This is a genomic window from Propionispira raffinosivorans DSM 20765 (assembly GCF_000381065.1).
Classification (GTDB): domain Bacteria; phylum Bacillota; class Negativicutes; order Selenomonadales; family Selenomonadaceae; genus Propionispira; species Propionispira raffinosivorans.
In genome coordinates, this window is record NZ_KB905861.1 from 23,009 (window position 1) to 38,609 (window position 15,601).

At 36.3% G+C, this 15,601-nt stretch carries 13 protein-coding genes; 1 reads left to right on the forward strand and 12 read right to left on the reverse strand.

The genetic code is table 11. The features are described from left to right. Positions 1-183: 183 nt before the first annotated feature. From aldA to rhaB, 10 genes are all read right to left on the reverse strand, one after another. The gene (gene aldA, locus F606_RS0115700) at positions 184-1,632 is read right to left on the reverse strand and encodes an aldehyde dehydrogenase (protein WP_019554843.1); all 1,449 of its coding nucleotides are present in this window, start codon (positions 1,630-1,632) and stop codon (positions 184-186) included. Positions 1,633-1,737: 105 nt separating this feature from the next. Next, positions 1,738-2,097 carry an L-rhamnose mutarotase gene (locus F606_RS0115705; RefSeq protein WP_019554844.1) on the reverse strand — a complete coding sequence of 120 codons (360 nt, stop codon included), beginning with the start codon at positions 2,095-2,097 and terminating at the stop codon, positions 1,738-1,740. Continuing rightward, positions 2,084-3,397, reverse strand: coding sequence for a glycoside hydrolase family 28 protein (locus F606_RS0115710; RefSeq protein ID WP_019554845.1), 1,314 nt, complete (start codon positions 3,395-3,397; stop codon positions 2,084-2,086). Before F606_RS0115710 ends, F606_RS0115705 begins: the two co-directional genes overlap by 14 nt. A 12-nt stretch (positions 3,398-3,409) precedes the next feature. Continuing rightward, on the reverse strand, positions 3,410-4,783 hold the full coding sequence (locus tag F606_RS0115715; protein WP_019554846.1) for a hypothetical protein: 1,374 nt from the start codon (positions 4,781-4,783) through the stop codon (positions 3,410-3,412). Positions 4,784-4,854: 71 nt separating this feature from the next. After that, positions 4,855-6,426: an MFS transporter gene (locus tag F606_RS0115720; protein ID WP_019554847.1), complete on the reverse strand. Its 1,572-nt coding sequence runs from the start codon at positions 6,424-6,426 to the stop codon at positions 4,855-4,857. Between the two features lie 158 nt (positions 6,427-6,584). Further along, the gene (gene bglB, locus F606_RS0115725; RefSeq protein WP_019554848.1) at positions 6,585-7,697 is read right to left on the reverse strand and encodes a beta-galactosidase BglB; all 1,113 of its coding nucleotides are present in this window, start codon (positions 7,695-7,697) and stop codon (positions 6,585-6,587) included. Between the two features lie 101 nt (positions 7,698-7,798). Continuing rightward, the gene (locus tag F606_RS0115730; protein ID WP_019554849.1) at positions 7,799-8,437 is read right to left on the reverse strand and encodes a lactate utilization protein; all 639 of its coding nucleotides are present in this window, start codon (positions 8,435-8,437) and stop codon (positions 7,799-7,801) included. A gap of 69 nt (positions 8,438-8,506) precedes the next feature. Beyond that, positions 8,507-9,325: a rhamnulose-1-phosphate aldolase gene (rhaD, locus tag F606_RS0115735; protein WP_019554850.1), complete on the reverse strand. Its 819-nt coding sequence runs from the start codon at positions 9,323-9,325 to the stop codon at positions 8,507-8,509. 43 nt (positions 9,326-9,368) lie between these two features. Continuing rightward, positions 9,369-10,610 (reverse strand): L-rhamnose isomerase, encoded by a 1,242-nt coding sequence (locus F606_RS0115740; protein WP_019554851.1) that lies wholly within the window; start codon positions 10,608-10,610, stop codon positions 9,369-9,371. 6 nt (positions 10,611-10,616) lie between these two features. Beyond that, positions 10,617-12,020, reverse strand: coding sequence for a rhamnulokinase (rhaB, locus tag F606_RS0115745; RefSeq protein ID WP_019554852.1), 1,404 nt, complete (start codon positions 12,018-12,020; stop codon positions 10,617-10,619). 317 nt (positions 12,021-12,337) lie between these two features. Here rhaB and F606_RS0115750 point away from each other — a divergent pair, with 317 nt between their 5' ends. Then, complete coding sequence (locus tag F606_RS0115750; protein ID WP_019554853.1) at positions 12,338-13,093, forward strand: DeoR/GlpR family DNA-binding transcription regulator; 756 nt, start codon at positions 12,338-12,340, stop codon at positions 13,091-13,093. A 213-nt stretch (positions 13,094-13,306) separates the two neighbouring features. On the opposite strand, the gene F606_RS0115755 is transcribed toward F606_RS0115750, so the two are convergent. Together F606_RS0115755 and F606_RS0115760 are read right to left on the reverse strand one after the other, a co-directional pair. After that, positions 13,307-14,476: an aminotransferase class I/II-fold pyridoxal phosphate-dependent enzyme gene (locus tag F606_RS0115755; protein ID WP_019554854.1), complete on the reverse strand. Its 1,170-nt coding sequence runs from the start codon at positions 14,474-14,476 to the stop codon at positions 13,307-13,309. A gap of 243 nt (positions 14,477-14,719) precedes the next feature. Then, positions 14,720-15,598, reverse strand: a complete 879-nt coding sequence (locus tag F606_RS0115760) for an AraC family transcriptional regulator (RefSeq protein ID WP_019554855.1) — start codon at positions 15,596-15,598, stop codon at positions 14,720-14,722. Positions 15,599-15,601: the final 3 nt, after the last annotated feature.

A 15,601-nucleotide genomic window follows, 5' to 3' on the forward strand; every position in this document is an offset into this window, starting at 1 on the left:
TAGTATCTTTTGGGTTGTTATAGCCTAAAGTTCACTATTACTAAATATGAAATCATTATAATAGGAACAAACAACAAAGTCAACTCACCTGATCGACAGATCTAAAACACCCAATCTAAAATGGTTTATTCTACCATTTAGATTGGGTGTTTTTCGATTTTTTACATGTTGTTTATTAATATTTTATTTCACATTTTGATCATATTGCGTATATACAACATGAGTCTGTAGATATTCTTCTAAGCCGTGCTTGCCATCGGCACCACCAATTCCAGATTTACGCCAGCCAGCATGAAAGCCTTGCATTGCTTCAAAACTTTCTCGATTAATATAAGTTTCACCAAATTTTATTTCTCGACAAGCTCGCATCGCAACATCAATATTTTGTGTGAAAATAGATGAAGTAAGTCCGAATTCACAATCATTCGCCAAATCAATTGCTTCATCTAAATCTTTGAAAGTTGCAATCGGCAATACTGGTCCAAAAATTTCTTTGTGCATAATATCCATATGTTGCTGACAATTCGTGAGCACCGTAGGTTCAAAGAAAAATCCCACTTTCGTGTTGGCCCGTTTACCGCCGAATGCCAAAGTTGCTCCATCTTTGATGGCTCCTTGGACAGCAGCTTCTACTTGTTCCAATTGATTTTTGCTGACTAAAGGTCCCATATCAATATCCATATCCGTTAAAGGATTACCACACTTTGTATTTTTCATTGCAATAATCATTTTTTCAATGAATTTATCCGCAATAGATTCATGTACATAAACTCTTTCTGTACAATTGCAGACTTGTCCCGAATTAATAATACGTGAAGCATGAATAGACTTCACTGCCAAATCGAGATTGGCATCGGCCATCACAATCGCCGGAGCTTTCCCGCCCAATTCCAAAGAAACTTTCGTTATATTATCCGATGCTGCTTTCATAACTGCAACACCACCCGGAACACTCCCCGTGAAACTCACCATACCAACTTTCGGATGTCCAGCCAGTGCATTTCCAACGACAGAACCCGTACCCGATATCAGATTAAAAACACCTTTCGGTAAAGAAGATTTAGCAACAATTGCAGCAAACTCAAAAGCATTATTAGGCGTCTCTCTGCTCGGCTTCATTACGATGGTATTTCCTGTTACTAACGCAGGTGCTAATTTACGAGCAATAAGGAAAAACGGAAAATTCCAAGGCAAAATTCCAGCCACAACGCCAATTGGTTCTTTAAAAAGAAAGATATTTTCATTAGGACGATCGCTCTGAATAATTTCGCCTTCATAACGCCGCGCAAATTCGGCCATGTAATCCATATAATCTGCCGTAAAGTTTGCTTCGACACGTGCAAGCGATAAAATCTTCCCCTGTTCGTCGGCAATAACCCGCGCTAAATCTTCGGCCTTGTCTCGAATGCCTTGCGCAATTTCATGTAGATAAGCTCCTCGCTGACTAGCCGGAAGCTTCGCCCACGATTTTTGTGCCTGTTCAGCAGCCACTACAGCAGCATCCACATCAGCGCGAGTTCCTTCAGGAATCTCAGAAATGATTGCTTCGGTCGATGGATTGATAACGGAGATCATTTTTCTTTCATCATTGGAAATAAATTCCCCATTCATAAACATTTGATAACGTTTCATAAAAAAGCCTCCCTATTTTCTTTTGATATTGTTTTTAAAGCCCACGATACTATATAAATCAAGACATTGAGTCTTGTTATTGCAAATTTTTTTCATACAATTCCTTTATTCCAAATAAAAAACCTGCTCCAGTTTAGGCTGTGCTCCTGTTTTTCTATCCATAACCATTGTCATGACGTCTTCCATATATTCATTCCATTTGTCAACAATAGGGCTTGCCGCTTGTACTTTTTCTGCATAATCAACTCCTTTTTCACATTCAAAATAACCAAACACTTCGTTATTGAAATACCATATTGAATAGTTACAAATACCCGCATCTTTCAATACCTGTTTTAATTCTGGCCAAATCATATCATGACGTTTTTTATATTCTTCTAATTTTCCTTCATGTATAATCGCTTTCCAAGCAAATTTCTCCATAAAAATAGCATCACCTTCTACAAAATATTTACCTATGATCATATATATCATTTTCCGGCTGATTGCAATGTTTTGCAGAAACTACAACATTTTTCAACTGAAAATTTTCCACGGCAATAATATTACCAAATTCACCTGCCTGAATCTTAACATTTTCAAATAAAATATCCTGCATTGGCTTATCAGCAAAACCTTGGATATCAAAAGCGCGCGATGATTTATCGTAATTGAATTCAAAGGCTGAAACCACATTACAAATACAAATATCTTTCACGTGTGTTCCCTGTTTTTCTATCGGAACTGGTTTAATAATTTTTTTCCAATATTCTGGAATATCTTGCTGGACTAATTTTTCTGGCAAAATAGCCATTTTATTGTATTCTGGGAACCAGTCCATTAACCACGAAAAGGGAAACTGGACATTTAACATTTTTAAATTTTCTACAAAAATGTTTTCGATAAATCCCCCCCGAAAGCGAGATGATTTTATTCGAAACCCACAGTCCGTATTTTGGAATGAAATATTATGAATCCGTATATTACGAATTCCACCAGCAACTTCGCTCCCCAGAGTAATTCCGGCTCCAGAGAGGATTGTGCAGTCACGAATTTCAATATCTTCGCAGATTCGATTGACTCTCAATCCATCTGCATCCCTTCCAGATTTTATTACTATATCATCATCATTGCAAGAAACCACACAGTTTTCAATCAACACCTGCCTAGAAGAGTCAATATCAATCCCATCCGTACTCGGTCCCAAATTATCTTTAATAACCATGTCATGTATATGAATTCTATTAGAATATGTAATTTGAACTGTCCAAAAACCTGACCTTTTAGCCGTAAAATCTTGTATTTCAACATTCTCACTATTAAAAACCAAAATCATCCGTGGTCGCTGTATTTCATAATCAGCAACCCAACGCAAGTTTTTACTGTCATAAATTTTCCGCAGCCCACCATGCCCATCAGTACCCCAATATTTATCCCACCAATACTCACCCTGTCCATCGATTATCCCCTTACCGGTAATTCGAACATTTTCTTTATCAAACACATTGACAATTGCTGCTGGCCAATCCATTTCAATTCCTGCAACACGAGAAAATATGAGCGGATAATCTCTAATATCTTTTGAACCCAATAGAACCGCTCCTTCTTGCAAGTGAAATTCCATATCACTCTTAAGAAATATAGCACCTACTAAATATTGACCGGGTTCCACAATAACCTTCCCATTTTCTCCCACCGCATTAATAGCTGCCTGAAATGCTTTTGTATCTAATACTCTGCCATCTCCGACTGCACCATGATCTTGAACACTTATCGTCTCTTGCATTCAGATACCACCTTAAAATCTCCAATTCGTTATAAACCCTAAATATGGACTATATGACGAGAAACTGCTTTTATTGCTATCATATGGTTTCAATGCATAGTATTTAAAATCAACATCAAGATTTTTAGCAACAACATAGTCAAAGTCAAAACCAAAACCCTGAGCACCATCTCCATTAATACCATTGCCCCCTGGAACAGGTAAAACAATTTTCCAAAAATCAGAATCAATAGACCAATTCCCCATCTTTAAATAATCAATAGATGTCTGCCATGTTCCTGGATTTTGATAATCCGATGTCTTCCACTGTACTCTTCCCCAAACCCCATTCCGTTGTGCGCCTGCTGGAAGACCACTTGCATTGTTTTTCACGCCTTCAAGAATAATGGTAGTCACTCCAGTTTTCACTTTTCCACCAAAAGAATACTGATCAAATTTATAGGATGAACCATTTTTTTGCAGATAACCTACTAGATTAGGATTATTTAAAATTTTCATATGAGCAACTGTCAAAGTTGCCTTATCTGTAATTTTATATTCCACATTCTGCATAGCAGCATTAACTGTAACACCTGTGTTAAAACCTGCATTCAAATCAGCATATCCTACGGACATTGCAAATTTAGAACCAATTTTATATGTTCCATAGATACCATCCATTGCGTTTCCTTCACCACCAGCATAAATAATACCCTGTCCAAGTATTGGCTGAAAACGTCCAATCGTCAGTATAGTACTGGCATTTTTCCATACAAATTCACCTTTATCAAAAATTGGCGCCACATTTGTAGATGTCTTGACATTTGTATTTACATTACGTTTAGCAATACTATTTTCTGTCCATAATTGTGCATTAAAAGTAAGTTTATTTGCTACGGGAGCCGAAATATTTAATGAAAAACGTTCTTGAAACCGCGAAGGATCAGAACTAGTCTTATTTGTTCCTGCTAAATTTGGATTAATTTGATAACGCATGCGTGACCCACCGCTAAAACTAATTCCAGCCGCTTCCGTCTTAATGGGGGCTTGAAGTTGTGCCTGTATGTTCGATGAAATTGGTACTCCCATATTTTGTAATTCTGGAGAAAATTCTTTTTCAAGTTTCTCCAGATTAGATTGTGTCGCGGCCTTTACTGTAGCATTTGATTTATCAAATTTCCACATAGCCTTTGCTACTAAAGCAGACATCTCATAACGAGTTAATGTTTTACCATTGGCAAACGAAGCTCCATCAATGATACCATTTTGAGCCAAAACCTCCATAGATCCATAGGTCCAACTACTTGTATCTACATCTCCAAAAGGATTTTCAACTGATGCAAAGGCGGTATTATAATTCAGTACACCTACCACTATTGCCAACACTAAATTTCGTTTCATTTTCATCAAATACAACTCCTCGTCAAACATATATTAGTAATCTATAAAACTTTCGCTATTTTTTACGCTAAAACCACTTATATGATTTTGGTAATTATCTCATTCTTATCCTGTTTCTTTTTTGCATTGTATCTCACCCAGTTTCGATAACCAACTGGGTTATTACCCCAAAGATTTTCATATTTCCAGCCAGTCATAGCTTCAATAACCTGACGAGTTTCAGTATCCACATCACTCTTAAGACCTCCATTTTTAACTCTAGCAATTTCATTTTTAAGAATGGCATGTGTTGCATTCGTTATTTTAAACTTGTAGGAACTAAAAATCCCAATCATTAAAAATACAAGCGGTACTGTTACTAATACAATAACTATAGCCGTTAAAGATTCTGGAGATTGCACTTTTACACCTGAAACAAAGTGATTTTCCTGCAAAATAACACCAACGACGAATATTGCCAAAGCCTGAGATGCTTTTCTTAAAAATGACATAAATCCCGCAAAAACCCCTTCTCTTCTGTCACCAGACACAATTTCATCAACATCTGGAACAAATGTATAATTATTCCAAGGAATAAAATTTATGCCGCCACGTCCAAGCCCTGCAATCGCTGATACAACATATAAAGAAATTTCACTGCCACCAAAACCATAAACTGCAAGATAACCAAAAATACTAATCATAAATAAAAAGGACACAATACGAAACGCTAACCCAGGGTTGACCCTCACCGTTACATAAGTTGCTATCGCTACACCAGCAAGTTGGAATATATACATAAGTGCCAATAAGTTAGATGCCAAAACAGCATCTTTAAATAAAGCAAATACAATGAAATATGTAAAGACTGCATTAAAAGTATCCTGTGCTAGATATCCGCCAATATATACACCTAAGTGAGCACGAAAGGTCTGTATTCTGAGAGTTGTAATTAAATCAATGTAAATTTTTTCTACATTCTGCCAAAAATTAAGTTTTGTTTTGTCTGTATCGGATTCTGCTTCAAGCATCTCGATTTCCTTCAATGACCTTTCCCAGGTGAAATTATAAACCATAAACAACACAACAACAAAAATACAAGTAAAAATAATACCCGCATAGAGAAAAGAATTTGCCGATTCTTTTCCCAAAGCATTAATTAACCGTCCAGGTAAAAATGCTGCTAAAAAAGCAGAAAACTGTGCGCAGTACATTCTGGCACTCGTAAGTTTGGCCCGAATTTTAAAATTTGACGTCATTTCTGCAGCTAACGTATCATAAGGGATCAAAATCATCGTATAAACGACTTCAAACATAATATAAGTTGTAAGATAATATAGATAAGAAAAACCACTCAACCATATAAAAGAGTAACAAATAACTAAAGGTATACTGATTAGTAAGAAAAATTTACGTCTGCCAAATCTTCTTCCTAAACGAGTTTTATGGAAATTATCTGTTATAAATCCCATGGTAGGGCTAGCCACAGCATCGACAATACGCGCCAATGCAAATATTGAACTTGCCTCAATGAGCGTAAGACCACAAAATGTCGTATAAAAGTAAAGCAGCCAAGCACTAGTAAGTGCAAAAGCTCCAGCTCCAATAAAGTCTGTTATACCATAGGAAAAATAATTAAGAAATTTCAATTTTCTTTCTGTTTTAACCATAATTTTCACGATCCTTTTCAAAATATGATACATTCTTATATTTATGATTTTTAACAAACAAAACATACCAGAATTTAATTAAAAATAAAAAAATTCAAATTCATTGAAAAATAATTAATATTGAGAAAATAGAGTCTTCAAAAACAGATAAATTTGTTTTATATATATTTATGTAAATATTCAGACAGGCATAATATCGCCATCGACTGCCCGTAAGGCATTGACGTAAGTGGAATATCCTTATATTCTTGAATCGAATTAAACACAGGTGTACCAAAAGAAACATTTTTCAATTCACCGGTATCATCAATGTTACTTAAAATCCCATATATTGCTTTAATTGCTACTTTTTCATACTTTTTATCAATGTAGCGTTTACGAACTGCTTTCAATATTCCATAAGCAAAACCAGCGGTTGCTGATGCTTCCAAATAAGAGCTTTTATCATCCAGCACGGTATGCCACAAACCACTTGTCTTATCCTGACATTTGCTCAGGGCTTCTACCTGATTTTTCAAGGCATCAAGTAAAGACTCACGGACGGCTTCACCCTCTGCTAAATCTAAAAGTTCAATGAACTCTGGAATTGCTATTGTAATCCAGCAATTTCCACGAGCCCACAAAGCATTCGCAAAATTGTGACGACCCTCAAAAGTCCAGCCATGAAACCACAAGCCTGTTTTCTTATCAGCCAAATATTTAATATGTAGTAAAAATTGTTTTTTTGCTTCTTCAATATAAGCTGTATTATTGAAGGTCTTACCAATTTTCGCTAATGGCAATACTGACATCATAAGTGTGTCATCCCAAATCTGTTGCGGATTTTCACTATTATACACAATGTGCTGCAACCCATTTTCTTCGGTTCTTGGCATGTCATACATTACCCAATCCATCCATTGTTCAAGATATGGACGATAAGATTTCTTTTTTGTATCTTCATATAAATAAGCCAATGTCAAAAAAGGTGCCACTGTATTGACATTTTTGGTTGTGCTTTCCTCTAAAAAATGAGTATCAAACCAGCCATTTATGATCTCTAACGTCTTCTGGTCTTCCGTTAACTCATAATACTTATACATTCCATATAAACCAATACCATGGGTCCATTCCCATCCCCCCCAACCTTTTGTATCTATAATGCGACCATCATCCAGTGTTAATAAAAACTTACCTGTTTCATCTTTAATATTAACCAAATTATCCATAAGTAAATTGATTGTAGCTATTATGTTTGCTTTAGTGACTGTACTTGATATATTTGATTTCATTTCATTTACATCCCTTCGAACTAGATTTATTGCATTGAAACTGCCTTCTACACTCAAAACCCCTTTCAAAAAATTTGATTTTTCTTAATATTAGAACCATTTTACAAACCTACTGAATCAGCTATAACAATTACTGTTATCCTCCCTTCAAATCTAAACCCCGTATGAATAATTCCTGTATAGTTGCACATGCGTTCTGGTACATGGCAGTTTTCACATACACCAGATACCGCACACGGTGTTGGGTGATGATTTCTTTGTGCATTCATCGGTGCAATGGTCTTAATTCTCTTTAATGCCTGTTCAATACTATCGACTAGCTTATTCACACCGACCACAATAATCACCTTCTCAGGTCCAAACATCATAGCCGCCACTCGATTACCTGAGCAATCGGTACAAATAATTTCACCATCTTTTGTGATTGCATTTGCTCCCGTAAAAAAATAATCTGCCCTCAATGCTTCTCTAAAAAGAGAAATATGTTGTGCACTATCTTGTGGCTGATAACGATCAATCAATTTATATTTATCAGACCTTAAATCTTTTAATATATCCATATCTTCAATGGTTATTGATCCTCCCAGTCCAATCGTTACACCTTCTGGCAACAGCTTTAAAACCTGAGATTTGGCATCCGACAAATCTTCCGCATAAAATGCTTCAAATCCATTTCCCTGCAGTTTTTCAATCATATTTTGAGCCGTTTTTTGAAATTTCCATTTTACTATATCTTTCACATTTGACACCTCAATAGTTTTCTTTACAAAGGTCATAAATTTTGTATACTATTTTGATCTAACATTTTTTCACTCTAAAAAGTCTTCTCGCAGGTTCACTTTAAATTCTTTTGCCAAATCCCTGAAATTCTGACTGCTTATCGTTTGTTTTTTCCCTCCCATCGAAAGAACTTTAACACAAATTTCCGCCGATTTTTCTACCGTGTCCATTAGTCCAAATGTTAAATCAAAATCTTCACCGGCACAAAAAATCCCATGATGCGCCCAAATGACAATATCATATTGTCGCATCAGCTTACTTGTTGCCACTGCAATATCTTTTCCCCCTGGGACCATCCAGTCAACGACACCAACCCCTTGTGGAAACACAACGGGGCATTCCGTTGCCATTTCCCATATCTCACGTGTAAAAGCTTTGGCATTTAACGGCAAAACAAAGGTTAAAGCAATAATGTTTGCTGGATGGGCATGATAAATAACCCGATATTTTCCTTTTGTTATTTCCTTTTTTATACTATGATTCATTAAATGTGTTGGAAATTCGCTGGTTGGAGTGCCGCCATGTTCCAAACCCCACACAATGGCATAGTTTTCGCCTTTTTCATCAATATGGGCAATCGCAATATTGTCTTCTGGACACAAAATGATATTACGCATATATTTTCCACTGCCCGTTACAAGAAAATATTCACCGGCTAAATTTGGCACACTCACACCAATTGGAATATATTGCGTTGGAGTTTTTAAAGCAGCTTTAATTTCTGCAATTTCACTATCCTTCACTCTATAGCTCAAATTTCCGCCATTTCTTTCATGCCAGCCTTTTTGAAAAGCATCATTCGTAACACGGATGAAACCTTTCACAAAATTTGTTTCCGTAACTTTCATATCATTCGATCCCCTTTATTTAAGATATCTTTTATGCCGTTTTTCAACTTCGTTTTGCTAAAACAGCTTTCTCATAATTTTTTACATCAATAAGCCAATTTTGCTTTTCAGGAACATTGTTCATTTTGCAGAAATAATCCCAAATATCTCCCATTGGATACGTTTTCAGTTCTTCCTGCAATGCCATAAGTTCTGTGAAGTTCTCCGTTTCCTGAAGCTTTGCTAAGTGATCATTTGGCATTAAAAGTGCTTCCAGTAATGATTTTTGCATATTGCGCATACCTACCACCCAAGCTGCAATACGGTTGATGCTTGCATCAAAAAAATCAAGTCCGATAAATACGCGGTCAAGCGCATCACTGCGAACAATTTCTTTACCAATTTCTTTTAATTCATCATTTAAAACAAGAACATGATCACTGTCCCAGCGAACTGGATGTGATACATGTAAGGCTAATTTTTCCGAAAATAATAACAGTGCTGAAATTTTATCAGAAACCACTTCGGTTGGATGATAATGACCGGTGTCCATAAGACACATAATATTGTTTTTCGCTGCATAATTCATATAAAATTCAGATGACCCTACTGTGTAAGATTCAAAACCGATACCAAATACTTTTGATTCAACACAATCCGCAATATATTTTGCATCTACTTTTTGGGTAAAAATTTCATCTAATGACTCCTTTAAACGTTTTCTCGGTGACAGACGATCCGCTGGCGCATTTTTATAACCATCGGGGATCCAAATATTATTGAGAGTCGTTGTTCTTAGTGCTTTGCCAAAATATTCGGCAATTTTCCGTGATGCTTTACAGTGGTCAATCCAAAACTGACGAATTTTTTTATCGGGACTCGATAAAGTTAATCCATTGGCAGCTTTGGGATGGGAAAATAACGTTGGATTAAAATCGAGTCCCAAACCGCGATCTTTCGCATAATCCACCCAAGCCTTAAAATGTTTTGGCTCTAATTTATCTCGGTCGACTTTTTCATCTGTAATTGCATACGAAGCATGCAAATTGACTTTATGCTTGCCCGGTATCAGACTAAATGCTTTATCTAAATCAGCCATTAATTCTGCTGAATTTCTTGCTTTTCCAGGATAATTCCCCGTTGCTGCAATGCCACCATCAAGGCTCGACCCATTTTCAAATCCTGCTACATCATCTCCTTGCCAGCAATGCATTGAAATTTTTACATTGTTCAGTTTTTTTAAGGCTGCATCGACATCCACGCCAATATTTTGATACATTTCTTTCGCGGACTCAAATCTTGTCATAAACGATCACGCTCCAACTTTTTTAATATCAAATGATTTTTTTATGCATTCACGCGCTTCAATTAAATCTTTAAGTTCATTGGTTTTTAACATCTGCGCGAGTATGTTCCCTAAAGCAGTGGCTTCAATCGGACCAGCGTAGAGATCTTTTCCGGTATATTTTGCGGTTAAGCTGTTAAGGTACTCATCTTGACAGCCACCACCGACAATATGAATACAAGTATAGGTTTTACCGGTTACAGCTTCAATTTCATGTACTGTTTCAGCATAAGATTTTGCCAGGCTCTTATAAACACAAGCCAAAAGTTCACATTCCGTTTCCGGTTTTTCCTGCTTTGTTTTTTCACAATACGCTTGCAGTGCTTGTCTCATGCTTTTGGGGGCTAAAAAAGAAACATCATTTACATCAACATAGGAAGGAAAATAATCGCCCATTTTAGCAAGTTCATATAATTCGGAAAATTTATATTGGTGTTTAAATTCCGTGCGCAATGACTGCATCATCCATAATCCCATAATATTTTTTAAATAACGATAGCGATAATGATATCCCCCCTCATTCGTAAAATTTTGCTGGCGGCTTTTTTCGGTACAATCCGGTATCATTCGTTCAACACCCATCAACGACCATGTTCCTGAACTTAAATAAATAGAATCTCCATCCACCAAAGGTGCCGCGAGTACTGCCGAACCGGTATCATGTGTTGCTGGTAAGACCACTTCAGCTGAAAAGCCAACTTCGTCCTGAATGTTTTGTCTAAACTGTCCAACGCTGGATTTTGGTTGATATAATGTACCAAAAATCTGTTTTGGCAATCCTAATTTATCGATCAGATCAAAATCCCAATCTTGTGTAGTCGAATGAACCAACTGTGTTGTTGTTGCATTGGTGTATTCATTCTTTATACTTCCAGTAAGTAAAAAGTTTAAATATTCTGGAATCATCAGGAATGAATGTGCTTTTTGTAGTAGTTCCGGCTGCTTAAGTTTAATCGCATACAGTTGGTAAATGGAATTAAAAATTTGTTTTTGAATACCATTGCGATGATATAAATCCGCTTCACTGATAATCTTATATACCTCTTCATCAATGCCTTGCGTACGGCTGTCACGGTAAGCAATTGTATCACCCAGCACATTTTCTTTATCATCAAGCAAAACAAAATCTACACCCCACGTATCAATTCCAACACTTTGTGGAATACGATTATATTGTTTGCACATCTTAAGTCCTGCTAAAACCTCTTGAAACAGCTGGTCTAAATCCCAACAAAGATGCTGATTTTTTTCAATCAAGTGATTTTCAAAACGATAAATTTCTTCAATGCGTACTTTACCATTTTCCAGCCAGCCCAAGATATGGCGCCCACTCGATGCGCCTATATCAATCGCCAAATAATACGACCCCATTACCTCATCCTCCAAATAAATGTTTAACTCTATAAATACGTCATTTATCTTTTTTTATCTTGTTTTATCTTTGTTTTAATTTATATTACCACTCAAAAATAAATAAATCAAGATTTATTTCTGTGTTTTTCTTTTTTTATTTGGTATTATCTTTTTTATTGAATTATTTTCATGATTGGATCTTCTGTGTAATTTATCCTGAATTTCTTTGTTTGCTTTGATTTATGTTTGACTTAAAGGAATATCTATAGGTATACTAAAGAAAAACACGCGATTGACTTTTTAAAATTTTCGATACACAATAGGAGTGATATATGATGTTAGGAATAGAACGCCGCCAAAAAATCATGGAGTATCTGACCAGTGACCGAAAAGTTTATGTGGCTGATCTAAGTAAAATATTAAAAGTAACCGAAGAAACCGTACGCCGTGATCTTGAAAAACTCGAAACCCAGGATTTACTCAGGCGCAGTTACGGTGGTGCTGTTCTCAATGAACATACTCGTGAAGATCTTTCCTTTTTAAAACGGAATTCCATCAACAATACGGATAAACAAGCCATTGCCAAAAAAGCCGAATTTCTAGTCAACGACAACGATACCTTGATGGTTGATTCCAGCACAACGTGTCTAACCTTGCTTCATCAGTTAAAAAGCAAAAAAGAATTGACTGTTATTACAAATTCTATCAAATTAGTGAATGATTTTGTGAACTCTCCTTTTACGATTATATCGAGCGGTGGTACCTTACGGGCCCATTCTTATGCCCTCGTTGGTCCATCTGCCTGTAATTCTCTGCAAAACTACTATGTGGACTTGGCGATCATCAGTTGTAAAGGAATTGACCGCGACAAGGGTATTATGGAGTCAAACGAACAAGAAAGTATTATTAAGCAGCAAATGATGAAGCAGGCAAAAAAATGCATTTTGCTCATTGATCATTCAAAGTTTGATAAAACGGCTTTTACCAGGACAAGCGATTTCACTTGCATTGACTATATCGTTACCAACAAAATACCATCACAAACTTGGATTGATTTTTTTGACAAACGTGAAATCAAACTAATCTATTAAAAAATCGTATACAAAAAGTGTGTATAAGTCAGTTTCACTGCCTATACACACTTTTTGTTCGCCCATTTACAACAAAGACAAATCAAATCTCAACATGCAAGTTTGCTATATAAATGCATTAAAGAAATTGCATCTAGCCTACCAGTCTGCCAGACAGAATATTTAATGCAACTTAGTATATATGTATGAATTATTTTTCAGCTTGCACGAAAACTATACTTTTAAAATTCCGCTCTTTTTCACAGCCTCAACCGCTTGCTGCAGCACAACTTCATCCTGCACCAGAGCCATGCGTACATGGCCTTCGCCGGATGGTCCAAAAGCACTGCCAGGGGTCAGCATAACACCGGCTTTTTCCACTAAATCCATGGCAAAGTCAGTTGATTTTTTATAATGCGGCGGAATCACAGCCCAAACAAACATCGTAGCTTCCGGTTTTTCCATGTTCCAGCCAATGGATTTAAACCCATCACATAAAACATCTCTACGTCTTTCATACGCATCTTTCATAACCGCTACGCAGCCTTGATCGCCAGTAATAGCAGCAATCGCTGCTTTTTGAATTGGCAAAAACATACCATAGTCCATATTTGATTTCAATGTCTTTAATCGCGATACCACCTCGGCATTGCCAACACAAAAGCCAATTCTTGCTCCAGCTAAACCATAGGTTTTCGATAAGGAGTTAAATTCCACCCCGATCTCTCTGGCTCCAGGAAAGGTGAGAAAGCTGCCACAAGTTTTTCCATCAAAAACCAATTCACTATAAGCATTATCATGAAGAACGACAATATCATATTTTCTGGCGAAAGCAATCAAATCTAAGTAAAACTCTTTTGGCGCCATAACTGTAGTTGGGTTATTAGGGTACGATACAACCATAAATTTTGCTTTTTTAGCAATATCCACTGAAATATCCTGCAATTGGATCACATAGCCATTTTCTTTTTTCTGCGGCATATAATAAAGCTCTGCACCGGCAAGCAGCGGGCCATCTGCAAATACTGGATAACAAGGATCAGGAACCAGTACAACATCGCCCTCATCAACAATGGAAAGTGCTATATGAGCCAAACCTTCCTGTGATCCCAATAGAGAACAAATTTCTGTTTTTGGATCCAGTGTAACCCCATATCGCGTGTCGTACCAGCTGCTGACCGCATCTAATAAAGCCATTTGATCATTGACTGCGTAGATATAATTTTTAGGATCCGCCGCCGCTGTACATAAGGCATCCATTATATGCTGTGCCGGTGGAATATTCGGGGTTCCCACACTTAAGTCAATAATTGTTTCGCCATTTTCGACTTTTTTTCGTTTGATTTCCAATAATCGAGAAAAAATTCCTTCACCAAATTGATCCATTCTTCTTGCAAATTGCATAACCCAATACCTCCTATTTTACTCAGCTAAATTCTTTAATATGGCATAACTTCACCACACTAAGACTGAAATTTTACAAATTACACTTTTAAGACTTATTTCCATCTGCATACTTTATTTTGTTATAAAAATCATTTAAATAAGTACATTTGTATACATAAAGAATATTATAACATCCTCTACAGATGCCTGCAAAAAAATTCGAGACATGTAGAAAAACTACATGCCTCGTCAAAACTTGTTTTAAGCTTCTAAAATAGGTTGATAAATATCGAGTTCACAATAATTGTCTTTGCATAAAACATTATTTATATATTCAAAACGAAATTGATCGGCAAATTTATAACCAGATTTGAAAATCCATTTTGAATAGAGATGAACGAGCAGCCGCCCCACTTTACGACCATTTAATTCATCTGGATGAAAAAATCCCACAAAGCGAAAAACTACATATTTATGTGCCGGAATTGAAATTCCTACCATCCCAGCCGGAATATGATTCAAATTTTGGACCTGCAAACCCGGCATATAATAAATTGCCCCATTAATACGATCACTCCAATCGGTATAGCCAAAATAAATTTCTGGATCTACTGGGTTTAAAATATTTTGGCGCTGCTTATAAAAGAACTCCCGCCCATATAAATTCGCGATCTTATCACCCGATTTGCTCAGTATTTTATGTTTTTGACCAATCAGATAAAATTGCTGTTTAAACATAAACGAAGGCTTATAAACGACCGAATTATTGACTGACATAATATCATCAATCGTAAGTTTTTCTTGAATATGCAGCGATTGTGCTTCGGATCTCAATTTGAGTGGTGTAATGCCAAATTTTTTGCGAAAAGCTCGAATATAAGATTGTTCATAATCAAATCCATATTCCATCGCAATGTCAATCACCCGCCGATTTTTATCTTTTAAATCCGAAATACTGGCAGATAACTTACGAAACTGTACATATTCCATCACCGATTCTCCCGTTAATGATTTAAAAATCCGATCTAAATAGTATTTTGATATACCACAATGTGCTGCTATCGCATCGAGATTCAGCTTCTGATATAAATTGATTTCTATATATTGAAAACACTCTGCCATAGTTGCCCTTAGGTCCATTCT

Bases quoted from the DNA above. Each gene is read 5' to 3' on its own strand.
- rhaB (WP_019554852.1), bottom strand. From the start codon at position 12,020: ATGGGGTCGTATTATTTGGCGATTGATATAGGCGCATCGAGTGGGCGC.
- F606_RS0115760 (WP_019554855.1), bottom strand. From the start codon at position 15,598: ATGGACCTAAGGGCAACTATGGCAGAGTGTTTTCAATATATAGAAATC.
- F606_RS0115710 (WP_019554845.1), bottom strand. From the start codon at position 3,397: ATGCAAGAGACGATAAGTGTTCAAGATCATGGTGCAGTCGGAGATGGC.
- bglB (WP_019554848.1), bottom strand. From the start codon at position 7,697: ATGAAATCAAATATATCAAGTACAGTCACTAAAGCAAACATAATAGCT.
- F606_RS0115755 (WP_019554854.1), bottom strand. From the start codon at position 14,476: ATGCAATTTGCAAGAAGAATGGATCAATTTGGTGAAGGAATTTTTTCT.
- F606_RS0115750 (WP_019554853.1), top strand. From the start codon at position 12,338: ATGTTAGGAATAGAACGCCGCCAAAAAATCATGGAGTATCTGACCAGT.
- F606_RS0115720 (WP_019554847.1), bottom strand. From the start codon at position 6,426: ATGGTTAAAACAGAAAGAAAATTGAAATTTCTTAATTATTTTTCCTAT.
- F606_RS0115715 (WP_019554846.1), bottom strand. From the start codon at position 4,783: ATGAAAATGAAACGAAATTTAGTGTTGGCAATAGTGGTAGGTGTACTG.
- F606_RS0115705 (WP_019554844.1), bottom strand. From the start codon at position 2,097: ATGATCATAGGTAAATATTTTGTAGAAGGTGATGCTATTTTTATGGAG.
- F606_RS0115740 (WP_019554851.1), bottom strand. From the start codon at position 10,610: ATGACAAGATTTGAGTCCGCGAAAGAAATGTATCAAAATATTGGCGTG.
- rhaD (WP_019554850.1), bottom strand. From the start codon at position 9,325: ATGAAAGTTACGGAAACAAATTTTGTGAAAGGTTTCATCCGTGTTACG.
- aldA (WP_019554843.1), bottom strand. From the start codon at position 1,632: ATGAAACGTTATCAAATGTTTATGAATGGGGAATTTATTTCCAATGAT.